This is a genomic window from Pacificimonas pallii (genome assembly GCF_019204005.1).
GTDB classification, from domain to species: Bacteria; Pseudomonadota; Alphaproteobacteria; order Sphingomonadales; family Sphingomonadaceae; genus Pacificimonas; species Pacificimonas pallii.
In genome coordinates, this window is sequence record NZ_JAGSPA010000003.1 from 477,844 (window position 1) to 493,963 (window position 16,120).

15 protein-coding genes are annotated in these 16,120 nt (G+C 63.7%); 7 read left to right on the forward strand and 8 right to left on the reverse strand.

Annotated elements, in window-relative coordinates:
* The first annotated feature begins 2 nt into the window (after positions 1-2).
* From KCG44_RS10880 to KCG44_RS10900, 5 genes are all read left to right on the forward strand, one after another.
* A complete protein-coding gene (locus KCG44_RS10880; protein WP_218446110.1) occupies positions 3-497 on the forward strand; it encodes a hypothetical protein in 495 nt (164 codons plus the stop codon).
* Positions 494-1,531 carry a 2-oxoacid:ferredoxin oxidoreductase subunit beta gene (locus KCG44_RS10885; protein ID WP_218446111.1) on the forward strand — a complete coding sequence of 346 codons (1,038 nt, stop codon included), beginning with the start codon at positions 494-496 and terminating at the stop codon, positions 1,529-1,531. The genes KCG44_RS10880 and KCG44_RS10885 overlap by 4 nt, the downstream gene beginning before the upstream one ends.
* A 132-nt stretch (positions 1,532-1,663) precedes the next feature.
* Positions 1,664-2,230: an RNA polymerase sigma factor gene (locus KCG44_RS10890; protein WP_218446112.1), complete on the forward strand. Its 567-nt coding sequence runs from the start codon at positions 1,664-1,666 to the stop codon at positions 2,228-2,230.
* Positions 2,227-2,901, forward strand: coding sequence for a hypothetical protein (locus KCG44_RS10895; RefSeq protein ID WP_218446113.1), 675 nt, complete (start codon positions 2,227-2,229; stop codon positions 2,899-2,901). Before KCG44_RS10890 ends, KCG44_RS10895 begins: the two co-directional genes overlap by 4 nt.
* Complete coding sequence (locus KCG44_RS10900; RefSeq protein WP_218446114.1) at positions 2,898-3,386, forward strand: hypothetical protein; 489 nt, start codon at positions 2,898-2,900, stop codon at positions 3,384-3,386. Before KCG44_RS10895 ends, KCG44_RS10900 begins: the two co-directional genes overlap by 4 nt.
* 18 nt (positions 3,387-3,404) lie before the next feature.
* Here KCG44_RS10900 and KCG44_RS10905 read toward each other — a convergent pair whose 3' ends face one another.
* The 8 genes from KCG44_RS10905 to KCG44_RS10940 form a co-directional block, all read right to left on the reverse strand.
* Complete coding sequence (locus tag KCG44_RS10905) at positions 3,405-4,349, reverse strand: D-2-hydroxyacid dehydrogenase (protein WP_218446115.1); 945 nt, start codon at positions 4,347-4,349, stop codon at positions 3,405-3,407.
* A 3-nt stretch (positions 4,350-4,352) separates the two neighbouring features.
* A complete protein-coding gene (locus KCG44_RS10910; protein WP_218446116.1) occupies positions 4,353-5,504 on the reverse strand; it encodes an acyl-CoA dehydrogenase family protein in 1,152 nt (383 codons plus the stop codon).
* A 116-nt stretch (positions 5,505-5,620) separates the two neighbouring features.
* Positions 5,621-6,820 (reverse strand): acyl-CoA dehydrogenase family protein, encoded by a 1,200-nt coding sequence (locus tag KCG44_RS10915; protein ID WP_218446117.1) that lies wholly within the window; start codon positions 6,818-6,820, stop codon positions 5,621-5,623.
* Between the two features lie 164 nt (positions 6,821-6,984).
* Positions 6,985-9,039: a 3-hydroxyacyl-CoA dehydrogenase NAD-binding domain-containing protein gene (locus KCG44_RS10920; RefSeq protein WP_218446118.1), complete on the reverse strand. Its 2,055-nt coding sequence runs from the start codon at positions 9,037-9,039 to the stop codon at positions 6,985-6,987.
* A 187-nt stretch (positions 9,040-9,226) separates the two neighbouring features.
* Entirely contained in the window at positions 9,227-10,465 is a 1,239-nt protein-coding gene (locus KCG44_RS10925; protein ID WP_218446119.1) for a serine hydrolase domain-containing protein, read from the reverse strand.
* 141 nt (positions 10,466-10,606) lie between these two features.
* Positions 10,607-11,383 carry an acyl-CoA thioesterase gene (locus tag KCG44_RS10930; RefSeq protein ID WP_218446120.1) on the reverse strand — a complete coding sequence of 259 codons (777 nt, stop codon included), beginning with the start codon at positions 11,381-11,383 and terminating at the stop codon, positions 10,607-10,609.
* Positions 11,380-12,183 (reverse strand): SDR family NAD(P)-dependent oxidoreductase, encoded by an 804-nt coding sequence (locus tag KCG44_RS10935; RefSeq protein ID WP_218446121.1) that lies wholly within the window; start codon positions 12,181-12,183, stop codon positions 11,380-11,382. Before KCG44_RS10935 ends, KCG44_RS10930 begins: the two co-directional genes overlap by 4 nt.
* A 71-nt stretch (positions 12,184-12,254) precedes the next feature.
* The gene (locus KCG44_RS10940) at positions 12,255-12,623 is read right to left on the reverse strand and encodes a VOC family protein (protein WP_218446122.1); all 369 of its coding nucleotides are present in this window, start codon (positions 12,621-12,623) and stop codon (positions 12,255-12,257) included.
* Between the two features lie 72 nt (positions 12,624-12,695).
* Here KCG44_RS10940 and KCG44_RS10945 point away from each other — a divergent pair, with 72 nt between their 5' ends.
* The gene (locus KCG44_RS10945; protein WP_218446123.1) at positions 12,696-13,460 is read left to right on the forward strand and encodes a 3'(2'),5'-bisphosphate nucleotidase CysQ; all 765 of its coding nucleotides are present in this window, start codon (positions 12,696-12,698) and stop codon (positions 13,458-13,460) included.
* 11 nt (positions 13,461-13,471) lie between these two features.
* The gene (gene mutS, locus KCG44_RS10950) at positions 13,472-16,081 is read left to right on the forward strand and encodes a DNA mismatch repair protein MutS (RefSeq protein WP_255536487.1); all 2,610 of its coding nucleotides are present in this window, start codon (positions 13,472-13,474) and stop codon (positions 16,079-16,081) included.
* Positions 16,082-16,120 lie beyond the last annotated feature (39 nt).

Below are 16,120 nucleotides of genomic sequence, written 5' to 3' on the forward strand. Positions count from 1 at the left end.
CGTTGAACATCTGGCTGATAGTCGCCCTTTCGGCATCAATCTGGCTATCTGGTTGTGATGAAATCGAGGCGGAGCTGGAGAGCAGGGGGTATCTCGAATACGAACCTCTTTGTGAATATGACAGCGCGGAAAAACTGAAAGGCGCGGACGGAATCATGGAGCCAGGATGGGGTCGCCATGGGAAGAGCGTTCGCCTTAGGCAGAATGGCATGTACCCAACAGACTGGAAAACAGTTGCAAATCTTCGGATTGCAGAATCTTCCAAGGTACTTCCTAAATCTTCCGGCAGCATTGAGGAAGGTGGCATATTTGTTTGCGTAAAAGTTACAGGAATGTTGGTGAAGTGTGAGAACGACTTTCCGGAACTATACGTTTACGAGTTGGAGCATCTCGCCACGAGTAATGATTTATGTCGAGATTGTTTTGGACAACCTTCCAAATATGCACGTCATTCAGGCGCTGAGCGGGTAGCAGATTTAGCTGGAGCAAACCAATGAACGACATGACCCCCACCAAGCTGAAACCCAACGACTTCGCCACCGACCAGGAGGTCCGCTGGTGCCCCGGTTGCGGCGACTATGCCATCCTGAAGGGCGTACAGCGCACCATGGCGGAAATGGGCGCACGGCCGGAAAACACGGTGTTCATCTCCGGCATCGGCTGCTCCTCGCGCTTCCCCTATTATATGGAAACCTACGGCTTTCACACGATCCACGGCCGCGCGCCCGCGCTGGCGACGGGGGTGAAGCTCGCCAATCCCGATCTCGATGTCTGGATCATCACCGGCGACGGCGACGGGCTCAGTATTGGCGGCAACCACATGCTGCACCTGCTGCGCCGCAATCTCGATTGCCAGGTGCTATTGTTCAACAATGAGATTTACGGCCTGACCAAGGGGCAATATTCGCCCACGTCCCGCATCGGCACGCGCAGTCCCTCAACGCCCTATGGCAGCGTCGATGCGCCCGCCGAACCATGCACCTTTGCGCTGGGCGCAGGCGCGCGTTTCCTCGCCCGCTGCATCGACACGGCGCAAAAACAGATGCCCGACATCCTGAAACGCGCCCATGCGCACCAGGGCGCCAGCTTCGTCGAACTCTACCAGAACTGCATCGTCTATAATGACGACGTGTTCGAACCCTTCACCAACAAGAAGGACAGCGCCAATACGCAGATCTGGCTAACCCACGGCGAGCCGATGCTGTTCGCCAAGGGCGAAAAGGGCCTGAAGCTGAACCGCGACGATCTACACCTCGAAATCGTCGATGTCGTGGACGGCGACTGGGAAGCTGCGGGCGTCCTTGCCCATGACGAGAAAAACCGCACCCTCGCCCAGATGCTCGTCGAAATGCGCCATCCCACCATGCCCGTCGCGCTGGGCGTCATCTACTGCGATCCAAAGCCCAGCTTCGAACAGGACGTCGTCACCCAAAACGCGAAGGAAAGCGCCGGCAAGGTCGTCGACCTCGGCGCGCTGATACGCAAGGGCCAGACCTGGGAAGTGAACCAGAAAAAACTGCGGGAACAGTAAACCCAGGGTCCCCTCCACCGCTTGCGGGGGAGGGTGCCCGAAGGGCGGGCGGGAAGCGGCTGGGCCGATTTGCGCTGAAGCGCGCGGGGGACTGCCTTTATTTTGCCCGTAACCCTTGCGATGTTGCAGGTGATGACACGTCCTTCACCCATCGACCCATCTTCGCTCATGGCTGACGTGGCCGCGGGGGATGATGGGGCGTTCCGGGCCCTGACGCAGACCCTTTATGGTCCGGCGCTGGGCACGGCGATGAAGGTCATGGGCAGCCGTGCCGAGGCCGAGGATGCGGTGCAGACCGCCCTGGTGAAGCTGTGGAAAACAGCCGACCGGTTTGACCCTGAACGGGCGAAGGTCTCGACATGGTTCCGCCGTATCGTCGTCAATTGCTGCATCGATCGCAAGCGGGCCATGAAGCCCGTAGAGGATATTGACGAGATTCACGACGCGGCCAGTGACGAGGCCGGGCCGGAGGATGCAACCGGGGACATGATGCGCGATCGCCGCGTAAATGCCGCCGTTATGGAACTCCCCGCACGCCAGCGGGCAGCGATCACGCTGTTTTACGGCGACGGGGCGACGATGAGCGAGATTGCCGAGGCGCTGGACACCACGCCAAAAGCAATCGAAGGTTTGCTCGCACGTGCGCGGGCGGAATTGGCACGGCGGCTTGCGCCGCTGAAAGAGGAGCTGGAGGCATGAAGACGCCGCCTGATATTCGAGCACCGGCACCGACACCGGAAGCCATCGATGCGCTGCTGACCCGCTGGGCGACGGCGGACCGTCATCCGCTGATTGCCGAGCATGTGGCGATTGTCGCCGCCGAGCGCGCACTGGCATCGGCGCGCGTCGCGGATATCCCCGAAGCCGCCAATGATCGCCGCTGGTTTCCCGCCGCGCTGATCGGCGGCGGCATGGCGGCGGCCGTCGCCGGCGTCATGTTTGTTGGCGGACAGTCTCCCCTGTCGCCGTCCATTCCCGCTGACAGCGTTGAATTGGCAGCAGCCGAGCCCGCGCCGGTTCAGCGCGAAGCCGCCCCGCAGGAGCTCGCATTCGCCAGCACCTCCGACGGTGTCGTTCCCGGCATCCCGCCCGCCTATATTCCACCTTCCGACCCTATGGCCGCCGATATCGCCGTTTCCGATATCGCAGTTCCCGATGTCGAAATTCCCGATATGGCGACTGCGGCCGCGCCCGCTGCGCCGACGCCCTTTGGCGCACCGCGGCGTGCGACCGATGGCGGCACAAGGTTGGCCGCATTGAATGAAGAGCTGGCGGCGGGCGGCTTTAGCCTCGATGAACCGAACGATGATTTGTTCATGGTCGGTCACGTCTTCACACCGCGCCCTGAAGAGGAGATGTTCTTGCCATGAAGACGCATCTGATATTCGCTGCGCTGATCGGCCTGGCCATCGGCGCGCCTGCTGCTGCGCAGCAGCCCTTTGGCGGCCTGTCCGAGGAGGGCCGCGCCATCCTCGCCGCGGCCATGACACGGCAACATGCGCCTGGCCATGACCAGGCCGTCAGCCGCGCCCGCGCCCGTGTCCTTCAGCTGCTGTCAGCCGAGGAACTCGACGTGAATGCCATCGCAGAGGCGCAGCGGGCGGAGCGGACTCTTGTGATGCGCGATCATGCGCGTGCTCATGAACGCATGCTGACGGCATATGAAAAGCTGTCGTCATCGGACCGCCGCGCCTTCGCCGCCGCCCTTGCCTACCGCGAGGCGCGCGTGCGTCAGCAGATGGAGCGCGCCCGCAATCGCATGGAATTGCTCGACCGCATGATGGTCCGCCAGCAGCGCAATCTTGAAAATATGCGCTCAGGCCAGCGCCCCCCCGCACAACAGGTTTCGGATTAGACGCCTCGTTCGACGGGGCTAATACCCCCGGCCAAAGTCGACGAGATTCACCAGCGCATCGCCCTCGCGGAAGCGTGTGAGATTATCCAGGAACAAATCGCTCACCCTGTCCGGCATGCTTGTCTGGCTGCGGCCGGACAGGTGCGATGTGATGATGGTATGCTCGGCGGTCCATAGGGGATCGCCCGGTGGAAGCGGCTCCGGCTCGGTGGGGTCAAGCAGCGCGCCGGTAATCTCGCCCGCCGCCATCGCCGCCACGAATGCCTGCTGATCGACCAGACTTCCGCGACCGATATTGATCAGATGTCCGCCCTTTTTCATCGCGCGCAGTTCGTCCGCGCCAATCATGCCGCGATTTTCCTCCGTGCCCGGCGCGGCCAGAATGACGAAATCAAATTCCGCCAACCGTGGCCGCCAGTCATCGGGGCCGAGGGCGCCTGTCATATGATCCGCCCTCGACCGCACAATCGTCACATCCGCGCCGACTCCGCGCAGCTGCCGCGCGATTTCCTTGCCGATATGGCCATAGCCGATCAGCAGCACTTTCGACGATGACACCTCGACTGTGCCATAGGGGATTTCCCGCCACTCCCGGCGATCGTGCATGCGGACCACATCGGCAAATCCCTTGGCAAGCGCATAGACGCCCATGACCGCCCATTCTGCAACAGGAACCGCGGTGACGCCGGCGCCGTTGGTGAAGATCAGTCCGCGCTGCTGGATATATTCCGCCGGATAGCGATCAATCCCGGCGAAGCAGCAGGCGATCCACTCCAGATTCTGTCCGGCCTCAAGAATGCGGGTAAACGCGTCTGGCCCGCAAAGAAGATCCAGCTCCGCAGCCTTCGCGCCCTTGACCGCTTCCATGGCACTATCGACATCGTGAAACCACGCTGCCTCGACATCGCCGGGAAGCCGCGGCTCCAGTGCGGGCCGCCAGAACGCGGACAGGGCCAGTTTCATAATTTAATAACCTGCTTCACATGCCAGCCGGTCGGCATGGTAATTGGTGTCCCCGAACAGTTCCGCCAGCGTGCGGGCGCGCTTCATGTACAGCCCGACATCATATTCATCGGTCATCCCCACGCCGGCATGCATCTGTACGCCCTCCTGAACCGCCAGCGTCGTCGCCAGTCCCGTCATCGCCTTCGCCGTATGAACGGCGCGGCGCGCTCTGTCGGCGCTCTTCTCGTCGACAATGTCATCCAGCAATTGCTGCGCTTTCAGCGTCGCGGCGCGCGCGACCTCCAGCTCGGCATAAAGATGCGCGGCGCGGTGCTGCAGCGCCTGGAACGTACCGATGATAACGCCGAACTGCTTGCGCTCCTTGATGTACGCCATTGTCTGGTCCGTCGTCCCCTGCCCGACACCAAGCAGCTCGGCGCTCGCCCCGGCACGGCCGGCGCACAGCATCGCGGTCAGCGGCGCCCACCCCGCATCGACTTCACCGATCACCGCGTCGGCATCAAGCTCGACACCATCAAACTCCACCACGGCGGCAAAGGACGAATCCGCCAGCCGCCGGGGATCCGCCGTCATTTTCGCGGTGCCCTTCTCCACGGCGAACAATGTGATGCCGTCGCTCTCGCCCGCACTGCCCGCCGTGCGCGCCGCGACGATCAGCATGTCGGCGGTATGCCCCTGCACGACGAACCGCTTGCGCCCCGACAGCTTGAAGCCATTGCCGGAGCGTTCGGCGCGCATCGCCGTCGCCGCCGGGTCGTGCTTCGCCCCCTCGTCGATGGCGAGCGCCACGGTCGCATCGCCCGATGCGATCTTTGGAAACCATTTGTCCCGGTGCTGCGCGCCGCCTTTCTTCAGGGCCGCAACGGCAGCGACGGCGGTGGGCAGCATCGGCGATGGTGTCAGATTGCGCCCCATTTCTTCCAGTACGACGCCCGCCTCGACATGGCCGAGACCCAGGCCGCCCTCGGCTTCCGGTATCAGGATCGACGTGAAGCCCATCTCTGCGCATTCTTTCCACAGCGCCGGGTCATAACCGGCGGCGTCATCCGCGTCGCGCAGCTTCCGCAGATGTGCAACGGGCGCTTTTACAGCGAGAAAACCCTTCGCGCTGTCACGCAGCATGTCCTGATCATCGGTAAGGTAGAGGGGCATATCCAGATACTTTCGTCATTCCGGCGAAGGCCGGAATCCATCTCCGGCAATCTCCATCCGCATATATGGTGGGAGAGGGATCCCGACCTTCGCCGGGATGACAGTCTTCCGCGCGTCTAACCGGGCAATTCCAGCACGCGCTTCGCCACGATGTTCAGCTGAATCTCACTCGTCCCGCCCTCGATCGAATTTCCCTTCGACCGCAGCCAGTCGCGCGCGCTCTTGCCGCCGTTCGACTCTTCAGACTCCCATTCCAGCGCACCAGTGCCCCCAGCCTGCATGGCCAGCTCATTGCGGCGCTTGTTAAGCTCGGTGCCGTAATATTTCATCATGGAAGACACAGCCGGATTAATCCGGCCCGCCTTCCACTCATCGTTAAATCGCTCAGCCTGCGCGCGGTACGCCGCCGCCCGCACCTCGAACATCGCGATTTCCGCGCGCATCAGGGGATCGGCCAGGCGCCCGCCCGCCCCCACTCCCACGGAGTCCAGCGCCATTTGCGGCAGCGTCTTGCCGCCGCCGCCATGACCCATGCCGGAAATCATCTCACGTTCGTGACCGAGCAGATATTTCGCGACGTCCCAGCCCTTATTCTCTTCATAGACCAGGTCCTTCTTCTCCGCCCGCGCATCTGTGAAGAATGTCTCGCAAAAGGGCGAGGACCCGGAAATCAGCCGAATCGGCTTCGGCTCGACCCCCGGCTGGTCCATGTCGAACAGGATAAAGCTGATCCCCTTATGCTTGGGCGCCTCGGGATCGGTCCTGACCAGACAGAAGATCCAGTCCGCCTTGTCGGCATAGCTGGTCCAGACCTTCTGGCCGTTGATGATGTAATAATCGCCGCCCTCGTCAGTTGCGCTCACCGCCCGCGTTTGCAGGCCCGCCAGATCGCTGCCCGCGCCCGGCTCCGAATAGCCCTGGCACCAGCGGATTTCACCGCGCGCGATGGGCGGCAGATGCTCACGCTTCTGATCTTCGGTTCCGTATTTCAAAAGCGCAGGACCCAGCATCCAAATGCCGAAACTGCTGAGCGGGCTGCGCGCCTTGATGCGCGCCATTTCCTGATGCAGCACACGCGTTTCCGCGCGCGACAGTCCGCCGCCGCCATATTCCGGTGCCCAGTCGGGAACCGTCCAGCCCTTCGCCGCCATCCGCTCCAGCCACAGTTTCTGCGCCTCGGACTGGAACGTGAATTTTCGTCCGCCCCAGCACTGATCGTCGTCGGACGCCGCGGGCGTGCGCATTTCCGGGGGACAGTTTTCCTCCAGCCAGGCGCGCGTCTCGGCGCGGAAACTGTCGAGATCAATATCGGGCATTTTGGCGCTCCATCCTTTGGTCGCCTATCGTCCTATCGCATCACGGCGGCGCTGACCCCTATTTCATTCGGCAAGGTCGAGCGCCTGCCGCGTCAGCTTCGCCATGATCGCAGATTGAACGGCACCCCATTCGCGTCCTTCGCCGACGGGTAAGGAGGAGACGCTCAATTGAACGTCTCGCCCTTCGCGGCCTTGTCCTTCAGCATTTGCGACAACGGCCACTCCGGCATTTCCGCCGCGTGTTTTTCCAGACCGGCGACGATGACGTCCAGCCCCGTCAGGTCGGCCCACATCATCGGGCCGCCAGTATAGCGCGGCCAGCCATAGCCGTAGATCCAGACCACATCGATGTCGGACGCACGCTGCGCCATGCCCTCTTCCAGGATCAACGCGCCTTCATTGACCATGGTGTAGAGGCAGCGTTCGCGGATTTCCTCGTCGGGCACATGGCGCTGCGGCCTGCTTTCCTTCTCCGCCCATTTGGCGATCAAGGCTTCGACCTCGTCCGATGGCGATCCCCGCCGCGAATCGTCATAATCGTAAAAGCCCTTGCCGGTCTTCTGGCCCCAGCGGCCAGCGGCGCACAGCTCGTCGCGCAGCGTCTCGATGCGGCTTTCATCGCGGTGCCACCCAATGTCGAGACCCGCGAGGTCGGACATCTGGAATGGCCCCATCGGAAACCCGAATTCCACAAACACGCGGTCGATGTCCCACGGCTTCGCGCCTTCCATAATCAGCTTGTTGGCTTCGACCTGACGCGGTTTCAGCATCCGGTTGCCGATAAAGCCGTCGCAGACGCCCGCCACCACGGCGACCTTGCCGATCTTCTTCGACAGCGCCATCACCGTCGCCAGCACCGCATCCGACGTCTTCGCGCCGCGCACCACTTCCAGAAGTTTCATGATATTGGCAGGCGAAAAGAAGTGCATGCCAACGACCGCGTCCGGGCGGCTCGTCGCGGCGGCGATCTCATCAATGTTCAGATATGAGGTGTTGGAGGCCAGGATCGCGCCCTGTTTCACGTGGCTGTCAAGCTTCCCGAACACGTCCTTCTTCACGTCCATCGACTCGAACACCGCCTCGATGATCAGGTCGCAATCGGCAAGGTCGGCATAATCGGTCGTCCCCGTCCAGATGTCCATCGCGCCCTTTGCCTGCGCCTCGGTCATGCGGCCGCCCTTGACGTTTCCGGCATAGTTCCTGCCGACGACCCCGCGACCGCGCTCCAGCGCGTCATCCGACATTTCAAGCGTCGTCACCGGAATACCCGCCGACAGGAAATTCATGGCGATGCCGCCGCCCATCGTCCCCGCGCCGATGATGCCAACTTTTTTTATGTCGATCAGCGGCGTGTCCTTTGGCACGTCGTCAATCTTGGCGGCCTGCCGTTCGGCAAAGAACAGATGCCGCTGCGCCTTCGACTGGTCGCCGGTCATCAGCTTCATAAACTCCTCGCGCTCGACCTTGACACCCTGTTCATAGGGCATTTCGGCAGCGGCACGGACACAGCGCATGTTCGCCGCCGGCGCATCGAAGCCGCGCATCTTGCGGCCGTTCTTTTGCGTGAACGCTTCGAAAATGCCGTCGATCGCGGCGGCATCTGGCAGCTTGTCGGTCCGCGCTGACGATACGGGATGATCGCCCTTTGCCGCAACTTCCCGGGCAAAGGCGATCGCCGCGCCTGCCAGATCGTCCTCGACAAGCCTGTCGACCAACCCCGACGCCTCCGCCGCCTTTGCGGATATCGGATTGCCGAACACCGTCATCTCCAGCGCCTGCTCGACGCCCACGACACGCGGCAGTCTTTGCGTGCCGCCCGCGCCGGGCAGCAGGCCCAGCTTCACTTCCGGCACGCCCAGCTTCGCCGATGGCACCGCGATGCGGTAATTGCAGGCCAGCGCCACCTCCAGCCCGCCGCCCAGCGCCGTGCCGTGAATGGCGGCAATGGTCGGCTTCGGCGCGCGCTCCATCTCGTCGAGCACGTCAGGCAGGCTCGGTCCCATGGGCGGCTTGCCGAATTCGGTAATATCCGCCCCTGCATGGAACGTGCGCCCGTCGCAGCGAATGACGATCGCCTTCACCCCGTCATTGGCCAGTCCCTCCTTGATCCCGTCCTTCAGGCCCTGCCGCACGGCCGCGCCCAGGGCGTTCACCGGGGGATTGTCGGAAATGACGACGAGAACGTCGTCGTGAAGTTCGGTGCGGACGGGGCTGGTCATGATGGTCTCCGAAATTGCTGATCTTGCAGCGTGGACATTGCGTCCCCCGGCTGCGCTCGGGATGATGAAATTCAGCTATGGCATATCGGGGGGCAGAGAGGGCACCTCCCCAATTTCATCAATTCAGGACACAGGGCCTCATCATCCCGAGCGCAGCCGGGCGACGCACCGCGTGTCCCCTCACAATCTATGCATAGCTTTCCGTCATCGCGCCGTGAATGATCGTCTTCAGTTCGCGCCGGACATTATATTGCATCGACGGCCCCACCTGCGTCATGAAGATGACGATCAGCTTCTCGACCGGGTCAATCGTCAGCGCGGTCGAAAAATACCCGCCCCAGCCATATTCGCCGACACTGCCGGGGACCAGCGACCGGTGCGGCGCCATCGTGACGGAGAAGCCCAGCCCGAAGCCAACGCCTTCATTATTCGCTTCGGAAAACAGCGAGCGCGAAATCTGTGTCAGGTCGGCGCCGCCGGGCAGATGATTGGACGTCATCAGCGCCACCGTCTTCGGACTCAGGATGCGCGCGCCGTCCAGTTCGCCGCCGTTCAGAAAGGCGTGGGCAAAGCGGTGATAGTCCGCACTGGTCGAGACCAGCCCGCCGCCGCCCGACAGCAGCGTCGGTTTCGCGCCCCATGCGCTTTTCGCACGGCTATCGAACAGCCGTTTCCCTTTCCCCGGATCGACAAACCAGCAATCCGGCAGCCGGTCATGCTTTTCAGGCGGCGCAAAAAATCCGGTGTCCACCATATCGAGCGGCGCAAAAATGCGCTCCTGAAACACCTCGTCCAATGGCTTGTCGGCCAGCCGCTGCACGACCGCGCCCAGCACATCTGTCGCGACCGAATAATTCCACGCATCCCCCGGGGAGAATTCCAGCGGCAGCTTTCCCAGTTCCCGCACGAACCCATCCAGGTCGAAATTGCCGTGCGTATTTTCCAGCTTCAGCTCTCGATGCGCGTGATCGACGGCGGAACGATATTGGAAACTATAGGTGAAGCCCGCCGTATGCCGCAGCAGGTCGACCATCTGCATCGGCCGCGTCACCGGCTCGGTCAGGAAAGGCACGCCCGACCCGCCGCCCGCCAGCACGCCGACCTCCGCCAGTTCCGGCAGCACCCTGGCGACCGGCGTGTCCAGCTGCACGCGCCCTTCCTCGAACAGTGTCATGAACGCCGCCGATGTCACCGGCTTCGTCATGGAGGCAATGCGAAACAGCGAATCCTCCGCCAGCGGGACGCCATCTTCGCGTAAAGACCCCTGGGTCGAAAAATGCACAGGCTCGCCATTCCGGCTGACCAGCAATTGCGTCCCGGGAAACCGTCCGGTGTCGATATATTTCTCTTTCAGGAACGCATCCGCCCGCATCAGGCGCTCAGGGTCAAGCCCATGTTTGGCGGGGTCTGTGGCTGTGATGGTCATCTTGCTGTCTCCGTGCGTCCCTCGACTGCGCCCGGGATGATCAAATTCGGTGTCCGAGGCAAGCGGCCTGATCGCCCGAAAGAAAAATCCGGGTCATCCCCCTGGCGCAGCCAAGGCGGCGCACCATCCCCGCCAGGGACGTCACCCGAACAAAGCAATCGACTGCATCCCGCGCGCCACCAGCGCGCCATCCGCGTTCCACACCATTATGTCCTGATTGGTACAGCCATGTTCGATATGGTCCGACGTCGCGCGCAGCAGCCACCAGCCGTCCGCGCTGACCGGTGCCGGCGTCAGCAGATTGTAAATCCACGTCAGCGACGACACCGGCACCGGCTTCGTCATGAGCGCCATCGCTGCGGGCGGCAGGCCGTCACCGATCAGCATCATCTCCGTCATGGGGTCCAGGCCGTCGCGGTCCTTGGTGCGGAACCAGCGCAAGACGTCCGCGCTGCCCCGGTCCGGCCAGTCATCCACTTGCGCAATATCGAAATTATGCAGGAATCTCGGTGCCGTTGCGTGTTCAACCGGCCGTGCGGGACCAGGCGGCGAGGAGATGGGCGCCGCCGTGCCCCCGGTCAGTTCGACATGACTTTTCATCTCCCGCATGAAAACGAATGTCGCCGCAAGGCCAAGGCCGTTTTCACCGTGTATTTCCGCGGTCACGAACGCCGCATTCTTGCCGCGCCGCTTCACTGCCGCCGTTACCGTCACCGGCCCCGCCAGCGGCCCGATGAAACTGACCTGCGCCGACCGCAGCGGCGGCAGGTCCGCGTCCGCATCCCGCGCCGCCGCATACGCCATGGCCGCGGACAGACCGCCATAGGCCGTGCGGCCCTGCAGCCATGCGTCCGGGATCACGGCGCGATAGCCGCCTTTGACAGGTTCGCGCCCGGCAAGAATTCGCGGCAGGCTCATACCGCCACCTGCCCGAACAGCTGGCGCGTCACGGGATGCGAAGAGGATAATCCGCCATCGACGGCGATACTCTGTCCGTTCAGATAGGATGCGTCGTCCGACGCCAGAAACAGCGCCACGGTCCCGATCTCTTCCGGCTGCGCCGCACGTTGCAGCGGGTTGATCCGGCCGATCTTTGCCAGCTTTCCGGCTTCACGCGCATAATCGAAAACCGGCTTCGTCATTCCCGTTTCAATGACGCCCGGACAGATCGCGTTCACCCGCACACCTGACCCGGTCAGTTGCTGGGCGGCCGTCTTTACGAGGCTCATGACACCCGCTTTCGAGGCGGAATAGTGCGACGACCCCGCACCAGAATTGATCCCCGCGACCGATGCCGTACAGATGATCGCGCCGCCGCCCGCCTCCACCATCACTGGCGCGGCATACTTAATCGCCAGCGCCGGACCGATAAGGTTTACGCGCAGCGTTTCGGCCCAAAGCGCTTCATCCGCTTCCAGGATCGATTCGCGCCCGCCGGAAATGCCCGCATTGGCGAACAACACATCCAGTCCGCCGTGCAGGTCGACCGCCGCCGCAACCATCGCCTGCACATCGGCCTCGACACCCGCATCCATCACGCGCGCCGCCGCGATGCCGCCCGCCTCCCGGATCGTGGCCGCGGTATCGTGCGCCGCTTCGGTCCTGTCACAAACAAGGACCTTGCCGCCCGCCTCTGCGAACAGGCGGCAGGATGCGGCACCGATGCCGGACCCGCCGCCGGTGACGATGATGGACTTTCCCTCGAACCGCTTTGACACGCGCGATCTCCTTCACGCTCATGGCTAGGCGGCGCGGGAAAGCCCGTCCATCCTGTTAAAAGGATTCGGTGTCAGATGTGCTGATCGACCAGGATCGTGTTGCCGTCCGGGTCCAGCATGGTGAAACTATCCGGTCCCGTCCCGTCTGGGTCCGCTTCCTTTTCGAACACCGCGCCCGCCGCCTTCAGCTTCGCCTGGATTTCGCGAATATCGGTATGGCCTTCGACCGTTTCGCCGTTCTCATCCCACCCCGGATTGAACGTCATGATGTTACCCTCGAACATACCCTGAAACAGGCCGATCACCGCCGTCGGGCCTTTCATGATCCGATAATGTTCCCCGTCGCCGCCAATTGGCGTGAAGCCCAGCATTTCGTAAAATGCCTCAGACGCCTTCAGATCTTTCACCGCCAGGCTCGTCGAAAACGCGCCAAGGTTCATGATCTTTCTCCCCTTCATTTGCGTGGAATTCGGAACCTAGACCGTCAGCCTGAAAAACGCCAAGACTTCCCCATGACAGACGAAGATCTGGCCGCCGATCTCGCCATACGGGCAGGCGCACTGCTTGTGGACCTGCGCGCATCGTCGGGATTGAGCGGCGGTGCCCTCGGCGCTGCCGGCGACGCGCGCGCCAACGACGCCATTCTGGCTGCGCTCGGCACGGCCCGCCCTGACGACGCCGTCCTGTCGGAGGAAAGCACCGACAGCGCGGCGCGCCTGTCCGCGAGGCGCGTATGGATCATCGATCCACTCGACGGCACGCGGGAATATCGGGCGGGCCGGAACGACTGGGCCGTGCATGTGGCGCTCAGTATCGATGGCGAAGCGACGCTCGGTGCCGTCGCCCTGCCCGCCCGCGACATCGTCCTGCGGTCGGACCAGACGCGCCCCCTGACGGGCGAAGCCGCCCGCTTGCGCATCGCCACCAGTCGCAGCCGCCCCGCGCCGGTCGCGGCGTTCGCCGCCGAGAGGCTTGGCGGCACGCTCGTTCATATCGGTTCGGCGGGCGCGAAGACCGCTGCCGTCATCATGGGCGAGGCGGACGCCTATCTGCACTCCGGTGCGCAGTCGGAATGGGACAATTGCGCGCCCGTCGCCGTCGCACAGGCAGCCGGTCTGCATTGCTCCCGCCTTGACGGGGCGGCGCTTCGCTACAACCGCGCCGATGTCGTCGTGCCCGACATTCTGATCTGCCACCCGGCGCGGGCAAGGCAGATCATCGCGCTCGCCAGCGAATATCGCGCGTCCCATGATGACGAACCGGATACGCGCCGCTAACACGCTTCGCCATGCCCGCAGCAAAGTCTTCCAGCGCCCCATCGCCGATGATGGAGCAATTTCTCAGCATCAAGGCCGAGGCGGGCGACGACGCACTGCTGTTTTTCCGGATGGGTGACTTCTTTGAGCTGTTCTTCGACGACGCCGTCCGCGCCGCCGCCGCGCTCGATATCGCGCTGACGAAACGCGGTCAGCATGAAGGGCGGGAAATCCCCATGTGCGGGGTCCCCGCTCACAGTGCGGAGGGCTATCTTGCGCGCCTGATCGCGAAGGGTTTCCGCGTCGCCATCGCCGACCAGGTCGAAAGCCCGGCAGAGGCCAGGAAACGCGGTTCGAAATCCGTGGTGAAGCGCGAGATCGTCCGGGTCGTCACACCCGGCACGCTTACGGAAGAATCCCTTCTCGACGCGCGCAGCGCCAATTATCTCGCCGCCTATGCGGAGGCTGCGGGCGAAGCGGCGCTGGCGTGGTGCGACATGTCGGCGGGCGGTTTCCATACCGCGCCGGTCACGGCCGCGGCTCTCCCCGCCGAACTCGCGCGCCTTAACCCCGCCGAGTTGATCCTGCGCGAAGGTACTGAGATCGCTGGTAATTGGCCGCTTAGCCCGCTGCCAAAGCCGAACTTCGATTCGTCCCGCGGGGAGGCCGCGCTGAAAGCCCGGTTTGAAATCGGTGCGCTTGATGGCCTTGGCGATTTCACCCGCGCCGAAATCGCCGCCGCCGGCGCGCTCCTGGCCTATCTTGAGGCCACGCAGATGGCCGCCGTGCCGCGCCTGCGCGCGCCGCAGCGGCAATTGCCCGGCGGCTTCATGCGCATTGACGCCGCGACACGCGGCAGCCTTGAACTATCGCGCACCGCGAAGGGCACCCGCGCAGGCTCGCTGACCGCCTGCCTCGACGCCACGGTCACCGCGCCCGGCGCACGCCAGCTCTCCGCCGATCTGGCCGCACCGCTCACCGACGCCACCGAAATCGCCGCGCGCCTTGACCTCGTCGCGGCATTCCATGCCGGGGGCGAGGTCCGCGAACGCCTGCGCACCGCCCTGAAGGAAGTCCCCGACCTCGAACGCGCCCTTGGCCGTATCGCAGCGGGGCGCGGCCACCCGCGCGACCTCGGCCTGATCCGCGATGGACTGACCCGCGCCGACCAGATTCGCGCGCATCTGAAACGCGCCACGCTAATGGGCCCGCCGCCCATGCTCGCCGACCTTCTCGCGACGATCGGCCCGCATGGGGAACTGACCGGGCTGCTTCACGCCGCACTGGTGCCAGAGCCCGGCATGAACGCCAATGAAGGCGGCTTCATCGCAGAGGGGTATGATCACACGCTCGACGAGCACCGCAGTCTGGCAAAAGATGCGCGCCGTCATATCGCAGCGCTAGAGGCGGAGTATCGCGCGCAGACCGGCGTTGAAAAGCTGCGCATCAAACATAACAATGTCCTGGGCTATTTCATTGAAGTCGCGCCGAAACATGCGGACGGCATGATGGCGGCGGACAGCACGTTCGCGCACCGCCAGACCCTCGCCAATGCCGTCCGCTTCAATTCGGAGCAGCTCGCCGGCCTCGCCACCCGGATCGCTCAGGCACAGGGTCAGGCGCTCGCGCTGGAGGCGAAGCATTTCGCCGACCTCAACGCCGCTGTCCTCACGCACGCTGAAAGCATCGAGGCGACGGCATCCGCGCTCGCCCGTATCGACGTTTCGGCGGCATTGTCGGAGCTTGCCGCCCAGCGCGGCTGGGTGCGCCCGGCGGTCGATGACAGTCATGCCTTCACGATCACGCGGGGCCGCCATCCGGTTGTCGAGGCGGCCATGAAAAGCGGCCAGTTCGTTGCCAATGACTGCGCATTGGAACGCGATGGCTTCGTGTGGCTGGTCACCGGCCCCAATATGGCCGGCAAGTCGACATTCCTCCGCCAGAACGCGCTGATCGCCGTCATGGCGCAGGCGGGCAGTTTCGTGCCTGCCGACGCGGCGCATATCGGCGTCATCGACCGCCTGTTCAGCCGCGTCGGCGCGTCCGACAATCTGGCGGAGGGCCGCTCCACATTCATGGTCGAGATGGTCGAGACGGCCGCCATTCTCAATCAGGCGACCGACCGCTCTCTGGTGATCCTTGACGAGGTTGGCCGCGGTACCTCGACCTATGATGGCCTCTCCATCGCGTGGGCGGTGCTGGAGGCCGTGCATGACGGCCTGCGCGCGCGCTGCCTGTTCGCGTCCCACTATCACGAACTGACGGCCCTCGAACCGCGCCTCGACGCGCTGCGCCTCGCCACGGTCAGGGTACGGGAGTGGAAGGGCGATCTCGTCTTCCTGCATGAAGTCACGGAGGGCGCCGCCGACAAAAGCTACGGCCTTGCCGTTGCGCGTCTCGCCGGGCTGCCCGGCGACACCACCGCCCGCGCCGCCGAAGTGCTCGCCGCCCTCGAAGACACACGCGATGCAACCGGCGGCATCGCGGCCGGGCTTACAGAGCTGCCTCTGTTCGCGGCCGCGGAACCGAGGGCGGAGGTAAAGGACGCGCTTCGTGAAAAGCTTGCCGACACGCGTCCGGACGAATTGTCCCCCCGCGCCGCGCTTGATCTGATCTACGAACTCAAACGGCTGGCGGATTGACACGCATGCCAACTAGCTATCGGCTTTTTCGTTCAGCGC